The sequence below is a fragment of the Mesorhizobium sp. WSM4935 genome (assembly GCF_029625735.1).
GTDB lineage: Bacteria > Pseudomonadota > Alphaproteobacteria > Rhizobiales > Rhizobiaceae > Mesorhizobium.
In genome coordinates this window covers 16444-31160 of sequence record NZ_JARTVR010000011.1, presented here as the reverse complement: position 1 = coordinate 31160, position 14717 = coordinate 16444, and the positions used below count along the sequence as shown (strand labels likewise).

The window sequence follows — 14717 nt, the reverse complement described above, 5'->3', positions numbered from 1 at the left end:
GGCTGGCCATAGAGTGCTGCTTGATGGGGCCTGCGAGCTTTCAATATTGGAGAGCAGCAATGCGGCCATTCCTGCTCAGCAGCACACGGCTGTCCTCAATACGTTCGACCACCCATCCATCAGCCAAAATGGCGCCGACAAAATACTTCTCGCTGTCGATGACAATATATGGTTGGACCCCATGCCACACAGCTTCGACCGCGATTGCGGATGGCGCCTTCTCCTCTTTGATGAGCACTCCGTTCACCAGTGTTAGAGTACCCTTGGTGCGACGATCGAACGATTGCTGAAGCTTCTGCCAACTGATGACCGATTCAGACGTGACGGTGCCTTCGGCGGTCACAACACCCTTTGCCGACCCAATCTTGACGTCGAGAAGACCCGCTCGATCGACTTCCTCCTGCAGCTCTTGGGCCGCTGCCTCCGTAAGTTCATTGTCAGCGCGGTGACTGATCGTTCTGGACGCGACTTCAGCCCGAAGTGAATTGGGGCTCGATCCACTTGCATTGCCAAGATAGGAGATCGTGCCTGAAAGCGCGCCGATCCCGAGTGAGCTGATTATGACCATGGCGAGCACACCGATCGGTAGGCGCGGTATGCCGGTCGAACCAGGCGGCTCTGCATCCTGCACGGACAAAGCAATGGACATCTCGCCTACGAGCAGGACGACAGGAAGGGGCACAACAACGGACTGGCCTGCGGCGATATTCCGGTTGCCCTCGATACTGAGTCCGGGTGCAAGCGCCTCCAGTTCGATCGACTTGCCAAGAAGAGTTACACGAAGGTGATGCGGTGCCAGTCCCTGCTCGACAAAGACCAAATCGGCATCGAAGCCGCTGCCGATTAAACACTTTTGAAGATCCGTCTTGCCGGTCAGACCGCAATAGTGCCCCGAACGCACTTCGAAACGGAGGGAAACGGCGTCATCCACAGAGCATCTCTCAAACAGGATAGAAGCCGCATGGCAATTGCCATGCGGCTCATTTCGGGACTACGTCGCGTCAATAAGGAGACGCGCTAGGGGGCAGTCTAAAACCCGCTTCCGACATTACGAAACGCGTTCGTCGGCGGCCTTCTTGATGGTCTGGAGATTGGTCGTTAGAGTGCGCAACTGGACACTCCTTTTCGTCGCCTCCAAGCTAACATTGGTTAGTTCCTGCACTTGCGCCTGAAAAGCAGTAGCATCAGCTCCGCTTGTATTGCCGGGAGTGCCACTGTTAGTTTTATCGGTATTGCCGGCGCTACTGGTATTGGTATTGCCTGATTTTTTATTATTATCAACTGCAGCCATGATCATTCCTTTTTCTGTTGGAGTTGTGCCGTCAATAACGGCCTGTATGACCTCACGCCGGATTTCCCGCGTCAGGCATCTTCTGTGTCATCCAAAGCTTCATCGGCCTCAGCCATCGCATCGTTCGCGAATTGGAACGCGAACGATCGCAGGATACTTTGGAAGGCTTCACTTTGTGCTGCAGACTGTGAGTTGTCTTGAAGTTGATCATTTGAAACGGTCCGGTTATCCGCCCGATCGTTCCCGCCAGCTGCCTTGCCATCATTCCCACCAGCTGGCTTGCCATCATTGCCATCAGCCGGCTTGCCATCACCAGAATGCTCGGATTTCGAATCCCCATGGCCCTTTCGGATCAAGGAAGTCCCGAGGTTGCCAACTCCACTCCCAATTGCTGCTATCATCAGGTACTCCGGCATTTGCCATTGGCGGCGACGTGTTAAAGGTTAGCCTCGATCAAGCTAAGGGCGGGAGCTTTCGAGAACCTGACGGCTTTTGACAAAAACCGGCCAGCGCAAAAACGTATGCTCTGCAGGATGTTGCTCTCGCATCGAACAGTCGACCACGATCTCGGCTGTTCGGCCAATCCCGCCGTCCACGCATGCCGCGACCGAATGGCAGCCGCAGCAGCTCGTTTGCATCCTCGATGCTGTGGTGTCGAACAGGAGACACGGTCCACGTGCTGCATGACCGCAATGACCGTATTCTTGCTGGCTCCACGGGCGCACGCAACGAGCAGGAACTCGGTCTTTGCATCACCATTCTCTCGCCTGCACATCACGGCCCGGCGCGGTGAGCTCATTGGCTTCGAGAAGGTCGGCGACCGTACGAACATGGGATGGTCTGCCGGCTTTGGGAGGCCGGTGCGGATCCTCTTCTCACCATATCGAAAGCTTGAAGCGGTCGGATTTTCTTGCCCTGTTCGTGAGAACTCCCATCGTCAGCTAATCGTCAGCCAAGCGGTCTATCTAGGCCGGCCGTGCCTGACCTTCGGATCCAAAGGTCCCGTCTCGACACTTTTTGTAACTATAGATCGAAATGGTCCGCGTGATACGCAACGCACACGCTTCTCTGAAGCAAATGTGTGACTTTGTCGGTGGCGAACGAGAGGAGTGACGCATCAATAAAATCGTCAGGCACGTGTCTAGGAAGGGGAGCTAGCCGAGTTGGTCTGATTTCATTCGCTGTTCCTGGAAATCGGCGGACTGAAGCGCTGATAATCTCAGGACATCGATGGCAACGTTGCGAAAGTCCTGTGAGCTCGGGCCAATCTTGGCCTGCTACTGAGAAGCACTTTGGCGGGAACATTACGCCGTCGCGGGTCTGGCTGACCGTGACGTTAACCGAAAGATGCCGCTGGTCTCGTCAGCCGCCAGCACAATAGCAGCACATTCTCGCCTACTACGGAGACGCAATATGAAGGGCATTGGCCGACCACGGAAATCGCAGGCTGAAACTGGAGCCAGCCGCGCGGGGCGGGCGAGCAGTTCCCTTTCGCAATCAAGTCTTGCTGCGGGAGAAGGTGGACAGTCATTCGATTCCGTTGTGGAGCAGATGCGCTCTGGGGACGCCGATAGGAGGCCCTCCTCCCTTCCAGTTGCGCGCGGTCCAGGCGATGCCCGCGAAAGTCTGCCAGGCGCCTCGATTGGCGAAGATCAAATCCTGAACACACCGCCACGTGGAGCCGCTGCGCCACCACGCGGAACCGTAGCGCCACGTGGCGCAGCCGCAAGGCGGCGCGGTTCTCCCTCCATGTCTGAGGGCGAAGCCATGGCGCCGGTCGGTAGCCAACTATCAACCGCGCAGGTGGAAGGCACCAGCTCATCGTCAAATAAAGATATCAGTCCGACACAGCTCAGAATGAACAGTCTTGTTCAACAACTGACTGATTGCGAGGCTGCGGCCAGGAAAACCGACGTCCCCGAGGAGGCGGTGGAGCTGATCAGTGGGGTCGTCGATGCAGCCTCAGCAATTCTGGAGTACCGCGCTAGCCTGCCTGCGGCTGAGGCGCAGACAATTATGCCAGACGACAAGGTGCGTAGATGTTGCCAGATCGTGTGCGACGCCGCGAATGAAGTAGACAAACTTGGCCTGTCGACGATCACGAAATTGGACAAAAAGACCAAGAAAGCGGCAGGTATGGTCGATAAACTCTACTCCTACTCCCAGGCGGACCGGCAGGAGCTGTTGATTTTAAATGTGGAGAACCACCATACGGCGGCAATTAAGTGGTGGGAAAAAAAGGCATGGCGCTCCGAACGGCAGCGATCCGCCTGCGCTGCCACCGCTAGCCTATCCAGTGGAACGCCCGTGATGCGGGAAGCCGAGCGGTGCGCACTGCGGCTGCGTGCCGGCTCGGTACTGAGTGTCAGGATCTGGCTGGTCCGTGAGCGGATCGGTCTTGCGCGGGCCAAGATTGAACTGCGGGCGAGCAGGTTCGAGCCAGATTTGAAGGAACTCCTCGTCGGTCGAAATGGAGTGGTGCAGCTGATGGCAAGCGCCGCTCAAGAAGCTCTTCGCGCCCTCTCTTTGGCGAAGGGCATAATGGATGATGGCAAAACACTCAACGCTCATGATTGCGCGGTTGTAGAAAAAATCATGGAGCGGCTTTCGGATTTTGGATTGGCGTTGCACGAGGTGCATACCAAGCTAAGCCATACCTACCCAGATGCCGGCCTCCCATTGAAACTGTTCGAACGGATCGTGGACGATGCATGGATCACTGCGCACGATGCCATGCACTTGTTGAACCTGCAGTCTCCGCCGTCAGCCATCATGGCGCCACAGGCCCAGGCGGGCGCTGCGATGCCGGCCAGGGCAGGCGCTGCGATACCGGCTGACACTGCTGGTACGGCTGCAGTGTCAGAAGGCACTACAGCGCGAAGGAAAGGGAAGTCAAAGCATAAGTCGGCAGCTCGCGCCGGGACTTCTGCCGCCGGGCAGCCATCAACACCAGTCGCTGCGAACGCCGGCACAGTGCCAGCAGCCAAGGTTCTCGCGCGCTCGGATCAAGTTGCGAGTACACAGGTGAGAGCGCAAGAGGTGGCTGCGAGTTCGTCGGGGGCAGGCTCGACAATCGGGGGCGCCGCGTTGTCAATGGAGGTATTGACGGAGCGGCTCAAACGATTGGACGAACTTTTGCAGTTCGATCTGGCCGGTCAGCAAAGCGTCGTCTCCCAAGTGCGCCAGATGAAGCCTGAGGAGGCCGGTAAGGTCGTGGACGATGTGGCCCAGTACCTGCGAGCCCAGGCCATTGAGATGCAAACCTGTCTCGCCGGGTTGCAGGGGCGTAATGTACGCCTGCTACTCACCTCCACCCAGCTACCCAAAGTGCACGAACGCACAGACCAGCTCAAAGGGTTGCTGAACATGGTGCTGGGACAGGCCAACGCATTGAATGAAGGAAAAGCCGGCATTACGACTGATTGCATGAAGACCTACGCATTTCCGGCGCAAAAATACCTGGAACATTTGTGCAATGCCGACGAATTGATGCCGCCGGAGGCACCGGTCGCGCTGCGTGGCGAGCCAGGAAAGCTGTTTGAGATGAAGCTGCAGCCCAAGATGCTGGTCAATGGTGCGATGCCGAGCCCGATGTGGGTGCACATCCACACGAGTCGCCCCGTCATGGCCAGAAACTTGGAAGGGCTGGCTGATTCCGAATTCACCGCTTGCCACGTTAAATCCAACGAACAGCGCGGCTACAATCGAGAGCGAGAGGAAGCCGATGCTAGGTCCGGTCGCGAGAAGGTCATAATTCATCGCGGCAAACTCACCCCCGCTTTCTGTAAGTCCTTGTTGACCTCAGGGCTTGGCCGCCAACCACGCCATTCGCGTGCCGAGCTCCCGTCGGCGCAGGCTGCATGACAGGGCACTCAGAATGCGGCCGGCCACGCTGTGAGTCAGCGAGCATTTCTCCTGGCCAAACCGCGAATGCCGCTGCGCGAGTTGCGGTCCGGCGATTGGAGTCGATCGGCTACCGTCAGGGCCGATTTGCGATGTCGCGTTACCGGCTGTTGACGTGGCGGCGTATCTTGCCTCCCATCCAACTTATCGCCGAGATCGCGCCGCCAAGATCGAGGCGGAAGGTCTTCCTGCGAGCGCGGAGCAGGCATAGCCGATCCGATCGGGATCGGCGCATCGCAACGACCCAACGGTGTGGTGGAGAAAATTGGATTCGGGAGAGCTCGGTTCCAAGAGGCGGAGTTCCGGCCCGAATACAATCCGCTCGCAAGCACCCACGATGCGCATCCGCAGTTTATTGTCTGGGAGATGGGCTGGATTGCTCGGCGGCGCTGGCGCTAAGGCGGGGCTGTCGCCGGACAATTAGCATTCACTGCCAACAGCCTTGCAACCGTCACCAGTTGCAAGGCTCGGCGGCGGGTCGACAAATCACATGAAATCGTCGTCGGACCCGCTATCGCTGCTGTCGCTATCCTCGGTTTTGTGGAGATAGAGTGGAGGTTTGCCTGCACGCTGCCACTCACCGGCACTGTTCTTCGTCCATTTGTCGGGATGCTGCGTAGGGTCAAGCACCAGGTCGCCATGATCCACTTCAACAAACCCCATCGTCTGCGCGCGCGCTTGTGCTTCCGGATTAGCCGCACGCCAATTCAGCAACGGTCGGTCGCCGTCTATCCGAAGTTGATGCTCCAGCAGAATATCGCCCGCATTTTCGACGAGCGGATGGGCGACTTGAAGATCCACTATGGAAGTGACCTCAGTTCGACCAGGAAATTGTTCCCGCCAACTTTCCGATTCGAACTCGTTCATGCTGAATCCGCCTTCCATTCTCAGCAGTCCGGCACTCCGGTCTCCCAATTGGTAACTGAAATATCGCGCGTGCTCCGTATCTCGACGGATGCCATATTGCTGAGCAACGTCCGCGGTGCGCCTGGCTCGTGACGATACGAACTCCGAATACTCTTGAGGATTGTCGGCGATGTGCGTGATTTCATCACCATGAAATTGCCTCACCTGTCTCCTGAAGGAAGTCCTGTTGATCTCCACCACAGGAGGTCGGGAATTGAGGGAGTATGCTTGGGGAGCCGCCGATGATGAGGCGCCGCTACCTTCCGATCCGGATAAGTGCATTCGGGCAAATGTGTCCGCGAACCCTTCGCTTCCTGCATCCGATTGCTCGCCGGCATTATGCGCGCGGTAACTATCGGATGAGCCACCAATTCGACCATACATGACGATTCGTACTCCTATGTTTCGCAACCGAGCTCAAGTTAGCACGGCTGTTCAACATAGGGCGCTTAGTTGACGACTAGCTGACGAGGGCATTCCAACGGCTGCACCAATCAAATCCGCACTGCCGGCCTCAAAACCTCGGACTGCGCCACGCACCGGCCAGCAGAGGCTGCAAGGTCATGCCCGGAGGACTTGCCGTAGTTGCTGGGTGGCAGATCCGAGGGGAGTGATTGCCCCAGGCCCGCGGTTGCGCGGTTGGCCTGACAGAGACACTGGGGCACGGATGGCCAGCCGACATTTGCCACTAGCATGGAGCCAGGTCAGTTTTGAACTGGGCAGTCGTGGACTTCCATGACTAGGCCAAGCCTGCGGCAAAGAATGCTTTCGCGACAGGCTGGAAATATTGCATAGGAACCGCGTGGCCGAGTTTTGTAGTGCCTATCAGCTGACGCGCTAAGACATGGTCATGGACGATCGTCAGGCGTAGTGCCCGCGCCTCGCTCAACACATGTGAAACGCGCTCACCTTCGGCACGGCAAACTAAGAACGGCACCCCGGTTTCACCGCGAACGTAACGCAGACCGATCAGGACCGCCCTTCCTGTTAAGACCAGCGTGGCGCGATGCACGCCAAGCGCAGGCTCGTCGGCCGCCTCCTCGCGGATGCGACGCTGTTCACCTTTCAACTCTGGCGCTCCTTGCTGATCCTTCGACTCGCGCGTCACTTCGGTATTGGTCATGCGCATTTCGCGCAGATACAACGCGCGCTGGAGCAGAAGATCGATCAGTCCGCCGACCAGCAGTGCGCCGGCGCCAATTCCCATCAGCAATTTTGTCTCCATAAAGATGAGGCCAACACAGCCCATGCCGCAGATCGGCAGAGGGACCATTGTCTTCCACATCCCGAGAAGGACAATGGAAAAGGTTGCGCTGAGAACCAATACCTTGAACATGGTCTTGCAGACTTCGACCATGGAACGAGCAGACCCCAAGCGCTTCAGCCCTTCAAAGGGGTCAATTTTCTTAAAGCTGAGCTTCATCGGCTCCAGAGAGAAGACAAATCCACCATTGGCTAGCAGGCTGGCCAAAATCACCGCGGCGACAAGGGTTCCAAGCAGCGGGCCAACAGCCGCGACTGTGAGTTGGACGAGCACAACCAATGCCTGCGGCACCGCGGTATCGAAAGGTAGGCTCTGCAACTTGGTGGCTAATAGGAGCGCTTCCCGGCATTTGTCCTCGATCACGCTGCCTCTTAGCCAAAGGTAGCCGAGCCCAGCGCAAGTCCCGACCGCGCGGACGAAATCGGAGCTACGTGGCAGCTGTCCTTTTTTGCGCGCTTCACTTAACTTCTTCGGGCTGGCGGCGTGTGTCTTCTCTTCACTTGTGTCGCTCATGGCAGCAATTTGTCGAACCACTCCAGCACGCCGTTGGCACGTGTGACCTCCAGTTTCATGCTCTCCACCAGATAGGCAGCGTAGGTGACCATGAGAACTGGAAAGACAATGTTCTTGATTGCCGGAGACAGTTGGCTCGCCTTAAATTGCGGGGCAAAGCGACGCAGCAGCATCATCGATATATCAATCAGTATCAGGAAGAACACGACAGGCCCCGAAACCAATAATGCCGTGCGCATTATGCTGTCGAGAAGCCCCAACAACTCCATTGCTCCTGGCCCGCTCAGTGTCGGGTGAAACTGATACACCGGCCAGATCAAGTAGCTGCGGTACAGGACACTGATCAAAGTTTCCAGGCCTCCTGATCCGACGAATATGGCAATCGCAGTGATCCCCAGAAAAACGCCCATCGCGGAAGCCTGACTGTTCGTCGCGGGATCGGCCGAAGCGGTCGGGCTGCTGATGCCGCGTTGGTTGTCGATAAGCTCCCCGGCAGCCTGAAGGCCCCAAAGCGGAATGCCAAGAAAAGTGCCAAGGAGTACACCGACAAAAACTTCCTTGAATCCGAGCAGGGTTAGCTGGATCAGGCGCGTATCAGGATCCAGCGCCGGCAATCCGCCGCTGACGTGTGCCAGGCATGGTAGTGCGAAGCCAACAGCCAAACAGCCCCGGATCAGCCCACTGATCTGCGAGCGTGTGAATACGGGAAAGATCAGCATGATGCCCATCGCGCGGGCTGCCCCAAGACCTGCCGCAACGACGAGTTCGAAAGCCGTCTGGATCAGAATTTGAATATCGGCCGATGGCGCGTCCATGGGGCGGACTAGTAGCTAAGTGTCATTGCGGGAAACTCGGTGAAGATCTGATCGGCTAGCTCTATGAGCGGGGCGCTTAGCACAGGAGCAAACAGCCCAATCACCGCGACAACGACCAGAAGCTTCACGGTGAGCGGCAAGCTTTCATCCTGGATCTGCGTCGCCGCCTGGAGGATGCCGATGACGAGGCCGACAACCACTGATGCAATGAGCGGCGGTAGAATCCAGATCATGAAAACCACCAGTGATTGGCTCATAAGAGTAATGATGCTGGATTCAGTGATGATCAGCCTCCCGGTAACGTATAACTCAGCACAAGCCCATGCATCAATTTTGACCAACCATCAATGGCAACAAACAAGAAGATCTTGAACGGAACAGATATAACAGTTGGTGAGACCATCGACATACCCATTGCCATCAAGATAGTTGTCACTATCAGATCTATAACAATAAAAGGCAGATAAAGTAGAAATCCTATCTCAAATCCGCGCTTCAATTCTGATAGCAAGAAAGATGGTACAAGTATTGCAAAGTCATCAGGCGTGGCTGCAGCGTGCATTTCCTCTGGCCAGACCTTTTCTGTCGAAGATAGGAAAAATCGCCGCTGCTCTTCATTTGTGAATTTCTTGAGATGCTCGCGCAAGGGCTCACTTCCGGCTTTAGCGGCGCTTACCCAGTCGTCGAATGTCTGATAGTGGAGCTTGGGATCCGACATGCGGTCATAGGTCTGCTCAGCAACGGGCGCACTAACGAACATAGTGAGGATCATCGCCGCGGCGTACAGCACCACATTGGGTGGTATGGTCTGGGTCCCGAGCGCATTGCGGACGAGGAAAAGAACAATTGATACCTTTACAAAGGCCGTTGTCGTGGCAACTGCTAAAACCAGCAGACCGAGTCCGGCGGTAACCGCAAGAAGCGCCAGGATTGTCGGCTGAGCTTCACTCATTGCATGCAAACCCGCCACGGAGCCTGATGCCCAGCTCTTCTCCGATGCGGACAATGTCGCCACGCCCGATACGCTGACCATTGGCCACTATGTCGACCGGGCCGTCGATCGGCCATCCAAGTTCAAAAATATGCCCTTCGCCGGCACTTCTTAATTCCCCAAGAGAAATAGGCCAGCGGCCGCATTCAAAGACAAGCACGATCTCGACATCGTCGAGATCCTTAGTAAGCTCCAGTTGCGATCCGGGTTGTGTCATATGCGCACTCTCCAAAGGACACGGTCGCGGGCGGAAAGGCCCCCGCAAGATTAATTCATCGCCGTCAAGATCCGCCTCGGCGCACAACTGGCCGACAGCTAGGGTGATCTGGCCGCGGCCGAACGGCGCAATATCGGGCAACAATGCATCACCGACACATGCGCTTCGAAGAAGCGCCGCAGGAAGGCGAAGCGTGCCGACCTCTCCTGCAACAATGAGCGGGAGCTCTGGAGGCAGCCCGCCCAGCTGCCGCGGCAACTGGGCAAGCAGTTCGCCTAGCGCGCGAAACGCAGGCGGTACTAAGCCGTCAAGTGGCGTGAACAGGAATAGACGGCCCTTGCCCTTGACCGCGCCGAAAATGATGTCGAGTTCAAGATGAGGAGCCAGCATCGTGGCTTCGCATACCCGCACGAGTTGCACGTTCAGACGCGTCGTCTCCTCCAGTCGAGTGACAAGCGGCTCCAGAGCGAGTTCGAGAATTAGCGAAGCAGTTGGCTCGGAAGGGAAGGCCAAGCCGTTCTGCACTGTCGTGATGAACTCCTCTACGAGCGGGCGCGACAGTGACAAGATGACCGTTTCGGCTCCCACTCTCCAGACGCAGTCAAGCATCGGAATGGCAGCAGGTTCCTGCTGCCAGACAAGCCCTGCCGTTCGCACCGATAGCGGCACCTCGTTGATCCGGCTTTGAAACGGCGTGCGCGGCGCTGCTGTATCATTGAGCCACGAGACAACCGTGTGGGACAGTTTCAGAACTGGTTCGAACATGGCGGGTGTGACCGCAGCGCCTATCAAAGACTGCACGGTCGTGTCATTCGGACGACCTCTTGCGACCGTCGGATCCGGTTGCGCGGCATTTAGGCAAGCGACCCCCTCGCATATTTCAGCAGTATCTCATCGTCGGCCTCGATCTCGGCTGCGGCCTCCGAATGAGTCTCGACGGCGCGCCGCACGTCGTCCTCGATTTGTTGCCATTTGTCCCTTGCCGCCGAACATATGACCCATAGCTCCCTCGTCCTGGACGCCGCCATCTCAGCCTCCTCTTGAGCGATTTGGGTATCATCAAGCATCTGCCGTCTGGAATTGATCTCAGCGGCAAGTTGTTCAGTGTGAAGGCGGTGACGGTCGAGCGCTGCGCTAGACAAGTTGTCGAGTGACATCAGATGCTGATAGAGCGCTGCTTCTTTTCTTGAACAATGTTGCTGTATCATTGCAAGCTCCCTAGAGGCATTTTGTACGGCTGAGGCGGCCACATCGCGCTGGGCTTCCTTCTTGGACAGCTCGCCAAGGGCACGACGCTCTTGCATTTCCTTCAGAAGCCGTATACTCGAAGACTGAATCCAGTTTACGCGGTCAGACGCGACATCCATGCGACCGTCTCCTCGAAATCTGACGCGTCATCTTCGCTCTGGCGCAGAAACTCCCTCAGTTCGTCGATTGACGCGACAGCCCGGTCAGTCAGGGGATCTCCACCTGGCTTGTATTCGCCAACATTGATCAAGAACTCGGTCTCGGCATAGCGCGACAGGAGCTCGCGGAAAATGGATGCTGCCTTGCGATGTGTCCCCGAAACGACTGCATCCATGACGCGGCTGCGACTCTGCAGCACATCAATAGCGGGGAAATGCGATCGCGCCGCAATAGCGCGTGAGAGGATGACATGGCCATCGAGAATACCACGCGATTCCTCGGCGATTGGATCACCCGTGCCATCACCCTCTACAAGCACCGTATAGAAGGCCGTGATTGAGCCCCGCTCACCCATGCCGGCGCGCTCGAGCAGGCCTGGCAGCATGCCAAAAACGGAAGGAGGAAAGCCCCGTCGCGTCGGCGGCTCACCCGCAGCAAGGCCTATTTCGCGCATAGCGCGGCAGAAGCGCGTCAGCGAATCCAGCATGAGAGCAACGCGTAGGCCTTGATCGCGGAAATATTCCGCGAGCGCAGTCGCCATTGGAGCGCATTGCGCACGCTCTACCGCCGAGCGGTCGGATGTTTCAACCACGACGACCGTACGGAGAAGGCCCTCTTCACCAAGATTCCTTTCGATGAATTCACGAACTTCCCGTCCACGTTCGCCTATGAGCGCCACTATGACGACGTCAGCGGCGGCACCCTTTACGATCTGTGACAACAGCGTCGACTTGCCACCACCTGGCTCGCCATAAATCCCGATCCGCTGGCCCTCGCCGCACGTCAGCAGACCATCGAGGACACGGACCCCAAGCGGGAATGGCCGCTCAATCATGCGCCTCGTCATCGGATTGGGGGCTCTGCCATGCAGGGGCCGAGTTTCGACGGTCTTGATTTCGCCTTTGCCGTCCAATGGGCGGCAACGACTGTCGATCACGCGACCGAGCAAATCGCCGCCGACGGGCACCTCACGCATTCGGCCAGTGGCCACGACCTCTGCGCGGCTGGATAGGCCCACCAAGTCCCCGATCGGTGTCAGCAATACACCATCACCCGACAGGCCGATCACCTCGGCCTCGAGCGACAGCCCGGTTCGCGGGTCCTCTAGGAGGCAAAGTTCCCCAATACGAGTGTCTGGCAAGACGGCATGAACCAGTGTGCCGATAGCCCGCGTGATCCGACCGCGCACCGCACGCGTGTCAATTCGCTTGGCCGCAGCCCTCAAAGACGAGATTGCTGGAACGAGAGCTCGAGTGTGGGCGTCAGCGTTATGTTCTGGGACGGGCTTTCTCATAGCTCGCCTTTCTCACAGAGCGTCCCGAAACCAAGGCGCAGCGCGCGCATCTGGGCGTCAAGTCCAAGGTCAACATTGCCGTACTCGCTCCACAGCACGCAGCGTTGCGGCGACAATGTCGGGTCGGGCTCGATCCGCACCCTTGGTCGACCATCCTGGCCGTCGCATCGAGCAAACTCTCGTGCAAGCATGTCGACTTGCATGGGAGAAACATGAAGGCAAACGTCGGCGCCGCTGTATTGACACTCTATGGCGTGACGAACAGCCCTCACCAATAGCTCGCCCGGATCGAAAGCGCCGATAAGATCGCTCAATATTTCCATCACGAGCTGCGGCAATTCCTGCTCCAGAGCCGCCTTTCGTCGCGCGATTTCGGAGATTGTCTCCGCAATCAACCCTGCCATCTCCTCGGTGCCTGCATTCGAGCCCTCCATGTGGCCGCGCGCCCACGCCCGCTGGTAAACCGCGCGTGCCCAGTTTCGAACGCGCTGCCGATGCCGTTCTGCCGCGGCAAGGGCTTGCGCGGCGCTGTGCCAGGTTTCGAGCTCGCTCGCGGGTATCAGTGGTCCGACTGGACGCATCTGCGGCGCTATTGGCCCCTCGGAAAGTTCGACTGTCATTTCACCGGGGTCTCTGTCTCAAAATGAGCTACTACAAGTGAAAGCAATTGGCCGGCGGCGGTCCAATGCTCATGTGCTGGAGTCTCCGCGGCAGTCCCCTCGGGCAATCGAAGAAGCACGCGGTTACGCTCGGTCGCTGAACTGTCCTGGAGCCAAGCTCCAAGACATGCGTGTCCATCGTATTCGATTTGCTGAGCGAGTTTTTCTGGGTCCGAGATCAGTCTTTTGTCAACAGCATGCAGCAGGTGTCGGATTCCGAATGCGTGTGCATCCACGCCGATGCGTTTAACAAGGATGGCAAGCTCAGGCTGAGAGACAAACGCGACCAGCGAACGGGCATGCCAGATACTACCAGCAAGAAGGGTCGCTCGATATGGATCATGCCCGCGTAGAAGGTCCGGCCTGCAGCCGATGTGGTTCAGATCCACGTCATCGTTGCCCAGCAATTCTGCCAGCCTTGGATGCAGTCTGGAACACTTCTGCAACTTCACTAACGTTTCGGCCGATAACGCTGGATCAAGACGCGCCGCAAGACGGGTTGGATGGGCCGAAGCCGCAAGCTCGCTCGCGCCCGGAAAGTGCGGACCATCAGGTCGGGCGGTCTGTATAGGCATTGGCAATGAGATGTCACCCACGTCCAATTGCAGGCATTCTTTTGCGAATGGCCTCGACAGCAGAAGCATCCCGGCGCCCCTCGACCTTGGAAACGCCGGTTGATTGCTTGCGCCGACGCGTAACAACGCCGATCAAGAGATAACAGGCCACGGCGAATACGGCTGCGGCAAAACCTGTTACGGTCGCCAGAAGTGGCGCAGGAAGAGGTAGTGATGCTTGTGGCAAAACAGCAGTCGGATCGGGCCGTTGCTCGTGTGCGGAACGTTCTACCGGCACCAAAACCACTTCCACCTTATCGTAGGACAGGCCTTCGATGCTGTCGGCTACAAGCATCTTTATCTTTGGCAGCAGAGCCGCGACATTTGTTTTTGCGTCGTGCCTGATAAACACCGAGGCCGAGGATGGCGTGGCACCGGCTCGCACAAGGTCGTTATGCGGCAGCACGACGTGAACACGTACAGAAAAAACGCCATCGATATCGCTGATCGTCCGCGACAACTCTTCGCTCAGGGCATACACGTAACGGGCACGCTCTTCGGTCGGCGAGGCAATCAGGCCTGATCCTTGGAATATCTCACCGAGGTTCTTGAAGGATTGGCGCGGCAGCCCCTTGGCGTTCAGAAGGTTGATTGAGAAGGCGAGCAGCTTTTCGTCAACCTGGATCGTGCTGGTTCCATCCTTGGCGACCACCCGGATCGCGGCGACCCCGTTGTCTTCAAGAAGTGCGAGCATTTCATTTGCCTCACGCTCTTGCAATTGCGTGTAGAGGTCGGCTTTGCAAGCAGTGAGGGCGACGAGAACTGGCAGCATGACAAGTCTAACCGACCGCCACCCTGACAGGCCACGCATGATTTCGCCCTCGGCCAAGCCAATCATGCGCG

Annotated in this window: 15 protein-coding genes; 1 reads left to right on the top strand and 14 read right to left on the bottom strand. The window is 57.6% G+C overall.

What is annotated here, in order from left to right; all coding sequences use genetic code 11:
* Positions 1 to 40: 40 nt before the first annotated feature.
* The 3 genes from P9273_RS22585 to P9273_RS22575 all read right to left on the bottom strand — a co-directional run bounded on the left by P9273_RS22585 (position 41) and on the right by P9273_RS22575 (position 1692).
* Entirely contained in the window at positions 41 to 931 is an 891-nt protein-coding gene (locus P9273_RS22585; protein WP_024505382.1) for a SctD/MshK family protein, read from the bottom strand.
* Between the two features lie 117 nt (positions 932 to 1048).
* Positions 1049 to 1291, bottom strand: a complete 243-nt coding sequence (locus P9273_RS22580) for a nodulation protein NopA (RefSeq protein ID WP_224570034.1) — start codon at positions 1289 to 1291, stop codon at positions 1049 to 1051.
* Between the two features lie 71 nt (positions 1292 to 1362).
* Entirely contained in the window at positions 1363 to 1692 is a 330-nt protein-coding gene (locus P9273_RS22575; RefSeq protein WP_081714433.1) for a hypothetical protein, read from the bottom strand.
* 1348 nt (positions 1693 to 3040) lie between these two features.
* On the opposite strand from P9273_RS22575, the gene P9273_RS22570 reads away from it, so the two are divergent.
* Positions 3041 to 5155: a hypothetical protein gene (locus tag P9273_RS22570; protein WP_224570035.1), complete on the top strand. Its 2115-nt coding sequence runs from the start codon at positions 3041 to 3043 to the stop codon at positions 5153 to 5155.
* A gap of 525 nt (positions 5156 to 5680) precedes the next feature.
* On the opposite strand, the gene P9273_RS22565 is transcribed toward P9273_RS22570, so the two are convergent.
* The 11 genes from P9273_RS22565 to sctJ form a co-directional block, all read right to left on the bottom strand.
* Positions 5681 to 6265, bottom strand: a complete 585-nt coding sequence (locus P9273_RS22565; protein WP_278050856.1) for an effector protein NopP — start codon at positions 6263 to 6265, stop codon at positions 5681 to 5683.
* A gap of 574 nt (positions 6266 to 6839) precedes the next feature.
* Positions 6840 to 7877, bottom strand: coding sequence for an EscU/YscU/HrcU family type III secretion system export apparatus switch protein (locus P9273_RS22560; protein WP_024505377.1), 1038 nt, complete (start codon positions 7875 to 7877; stop codon positions 6840 to 6842).
* On the bottom strand, positions 7874 to 8692 hold the full coding sequence (sctT, locus tag P9273_RS22555) for a type III secretion system export apparatus subunit SctT (protein WP_063169270.1): 819 nt from the start codon (positions 8690 to 8692) through the stop codon (positions 7874 to 7876). Before sctT ends, P9273_RS22560 begins: the two co-directional genes overlap by 4 nt.
* Before the next feature lie 8 nt (positions 8693 to 8700).
* Entirely contained in the window at positions 8701 to 8949 is a 249-nt protein-coding gene (locus P9273_RS22550) for an EscS/YscS/HrcS family type III secretion system export apparatus protein (protein WP_081714428.1), read from the bottom strand.
* Between the two features lie 29 nt (positions 8950 to 8978).
* Positions 8979 to 9644 (bottom strand): type III secretion system export apparatus subunit SctR, encoded by a 666-nt coding sequence (sctR, locus tag P9273_RS22545; protein ID WP_029354851.1) that lies wholly within the window; start codon positions 9642 to 9644, stop codon positions 8979 to 8981.
* Positions 9637 to 10665 (bottom strand): type III secretion system cytoplasmic ring protein SctQ, encoded by a 1029-nt coding sequence (sctQ, locus tag P9273_RS22540; protein ID WP_095769044.1) that lies wholly within the window; start codon positions 10663 to 10665, stop codon positions 9637 to 9639. The genes sctR and sctQ overlap by 8 nt, the downstream gene beginning before the upstream one ends.
* An 89-nt stretch (positions 10666 to 10754) precedes the next feature.
* Complete coding sequence (locus P9273_RS22535) at positions 10755 to 11267, bottom strand: hypothetical protein (protein ID WP_063169269.1); 513 nt, start codon at positions 11265 to 11267, stop codon at positions 10755 to 10757.
* The gene (gene sctN / locus P9273_RS22530; protein WP_063169268.1) at positions 11243 to 12601 is read right to left on the bottom strand and encodes a type III secretion system ATPase SctN; all 1359 of its coding nucleotides are present in this window, start codon (positions 12599 to 12601) and stop codon (positions 11243 to 11245) included. The genes P9273_RS22535 and sctN overlap by 25 nt, the downstream gene beginning before the upstream one ends.
* Positions 12598 to 13221: a type III secretion system stator protein SctL gene (gene sctL, locus P9273_RS22525; RefSeq protein WP_024505371.1), complete on the bottom strand. Its 624-nt coding sequence runs from the start codon at positions 13219 to 13221 to the stop codon at positions 12598 to 12600. The genes sctN and sctL overlap by 4 nt, the downstream gene beginning before the upstream one ends.
* The gene (locus P9273_RS22520) at positions 13218 to 13904 is read right to left on the bottom strand and encodes a nodulation protein NolU (protein ID WP_210326671.1); all 687 of its coding nucleotides are present in this window, start codon (positions 13902 to 13904) and stop codon (positions 13218 to 13220) included. The genes sctL and P9273_RS22520 overlap by 4 nt, the downstream gene beginning before the upstream one ends.
* Positions 13849 to 14712, bottom strand: coding sequence for a type III secretion system inner membrane ring lipoprotein SctJ (gene sctJ, locus P9273_RS22515; RefSeq protein ID WP_024505369.1), 864 nt, complete (start codon positions 14710 to 14712; stop codon positions 13849 to 13851). Before sctJ ends, P9273_RS22520 begins: the two co-directional genes overlap by 56 nt.
* Between the last annotated feature and the right edge of the window lie 5 nt (positions 14713 to 14717).

Excerpts from the sequence above, each read along its gene's own strand:
- sctQ (WP_095769044.1), bottom strand. The coding sequence starts at position 10,665 with ATGTTCGAACCAGTTCTGAAACTGTCCCACACGGTTGTCTCGTGGCTC.
- sctN (WP_063169268.1), bottom strand. The coding sequence starts at position 12,601 with ATGAGAAAGCCCGTCCCAGAACATAACGCTGACGCCCACACTCGAGCT.
- sctJ (WP_024505369.1), bottom strand. The coding sequence starts at position 14,712 with ATGATTGGCTTGGCCGAGGGCGAAATCATGCGTGGCCTGTCAGGGTGG.
- sctR (WP_029354851.1), bottom strand. The coding sequence starts at position 9,644 with ATGAGTGAAGCTCAGCCGACAATCCTGGCGCTTCTTGCGGTTACCGCC.
- P9273_RS22550 (WP_081714428.1), bottom strand. The coding sequence starts at position 8,949 with ATGAGCCAATCACTGGTGGTTTTCATGATCTGGATTCTACCGCCGCTC.
- P9273_RS22520 (WP_210326671.1), bottom strand. The coding sequence starts at position 13,904 with ATGCTTCTGCTGTCGAGGCCATTCGCAAAAGAATGCCTGCAATTGGAC.
- P9273_RS22535 (WP_063169269.1), bottom strand. The coding sequence starts at position 11,267 with ATGGATGTCGCGTCTGACCGCGTAAACTGGATTCAGTCTTCGAGTATA.
- P9273_RS22560 (WP_024505377.1), bottom strand. The coding sequence starts at position 7,877 with ATGAGCGACACAAGTGAAGAGAAGACACACGCCGCCAGCCCGAAGAAG.
- sctL (WP_024505371.1), bottom strand. The coding sequence starts at position 13,221 with ATGACAGTCGAACTTTCCGAGGGGCCAATAGCGCCGCAGATGCGTCCA.
- P9273_RS22580 (WP_224570034.1), bottom strand. The coding sequence starts at position 1,291 with ATGGCTGCAGTTGATAATAATAAAAAATCAGGCAATACCAATACCAGT.
- P9273_RS22570 (WP_224570035.1), top strand. The coding sequence starts at position 3,041 with ATGTCTGAGGGCGAAGCCATGGCGCCGGTCGGTAGCCAACTATCAACC.
- P9273_RS22575 (WP_081714433.1), bottom strand. The coding sequence starts at position 1,692 with ATGATAGCAGCAATTGGGAGTGGAGTTGGCAACCTCGGGACTTCCTTG.
- sctT (WP_063169270.1), bottom strand. The coding sequence starts at position 8,692 with ATGGACGCGCCATCGGCCGATATTCAAATTCTGATCCAGACGGCTTTC.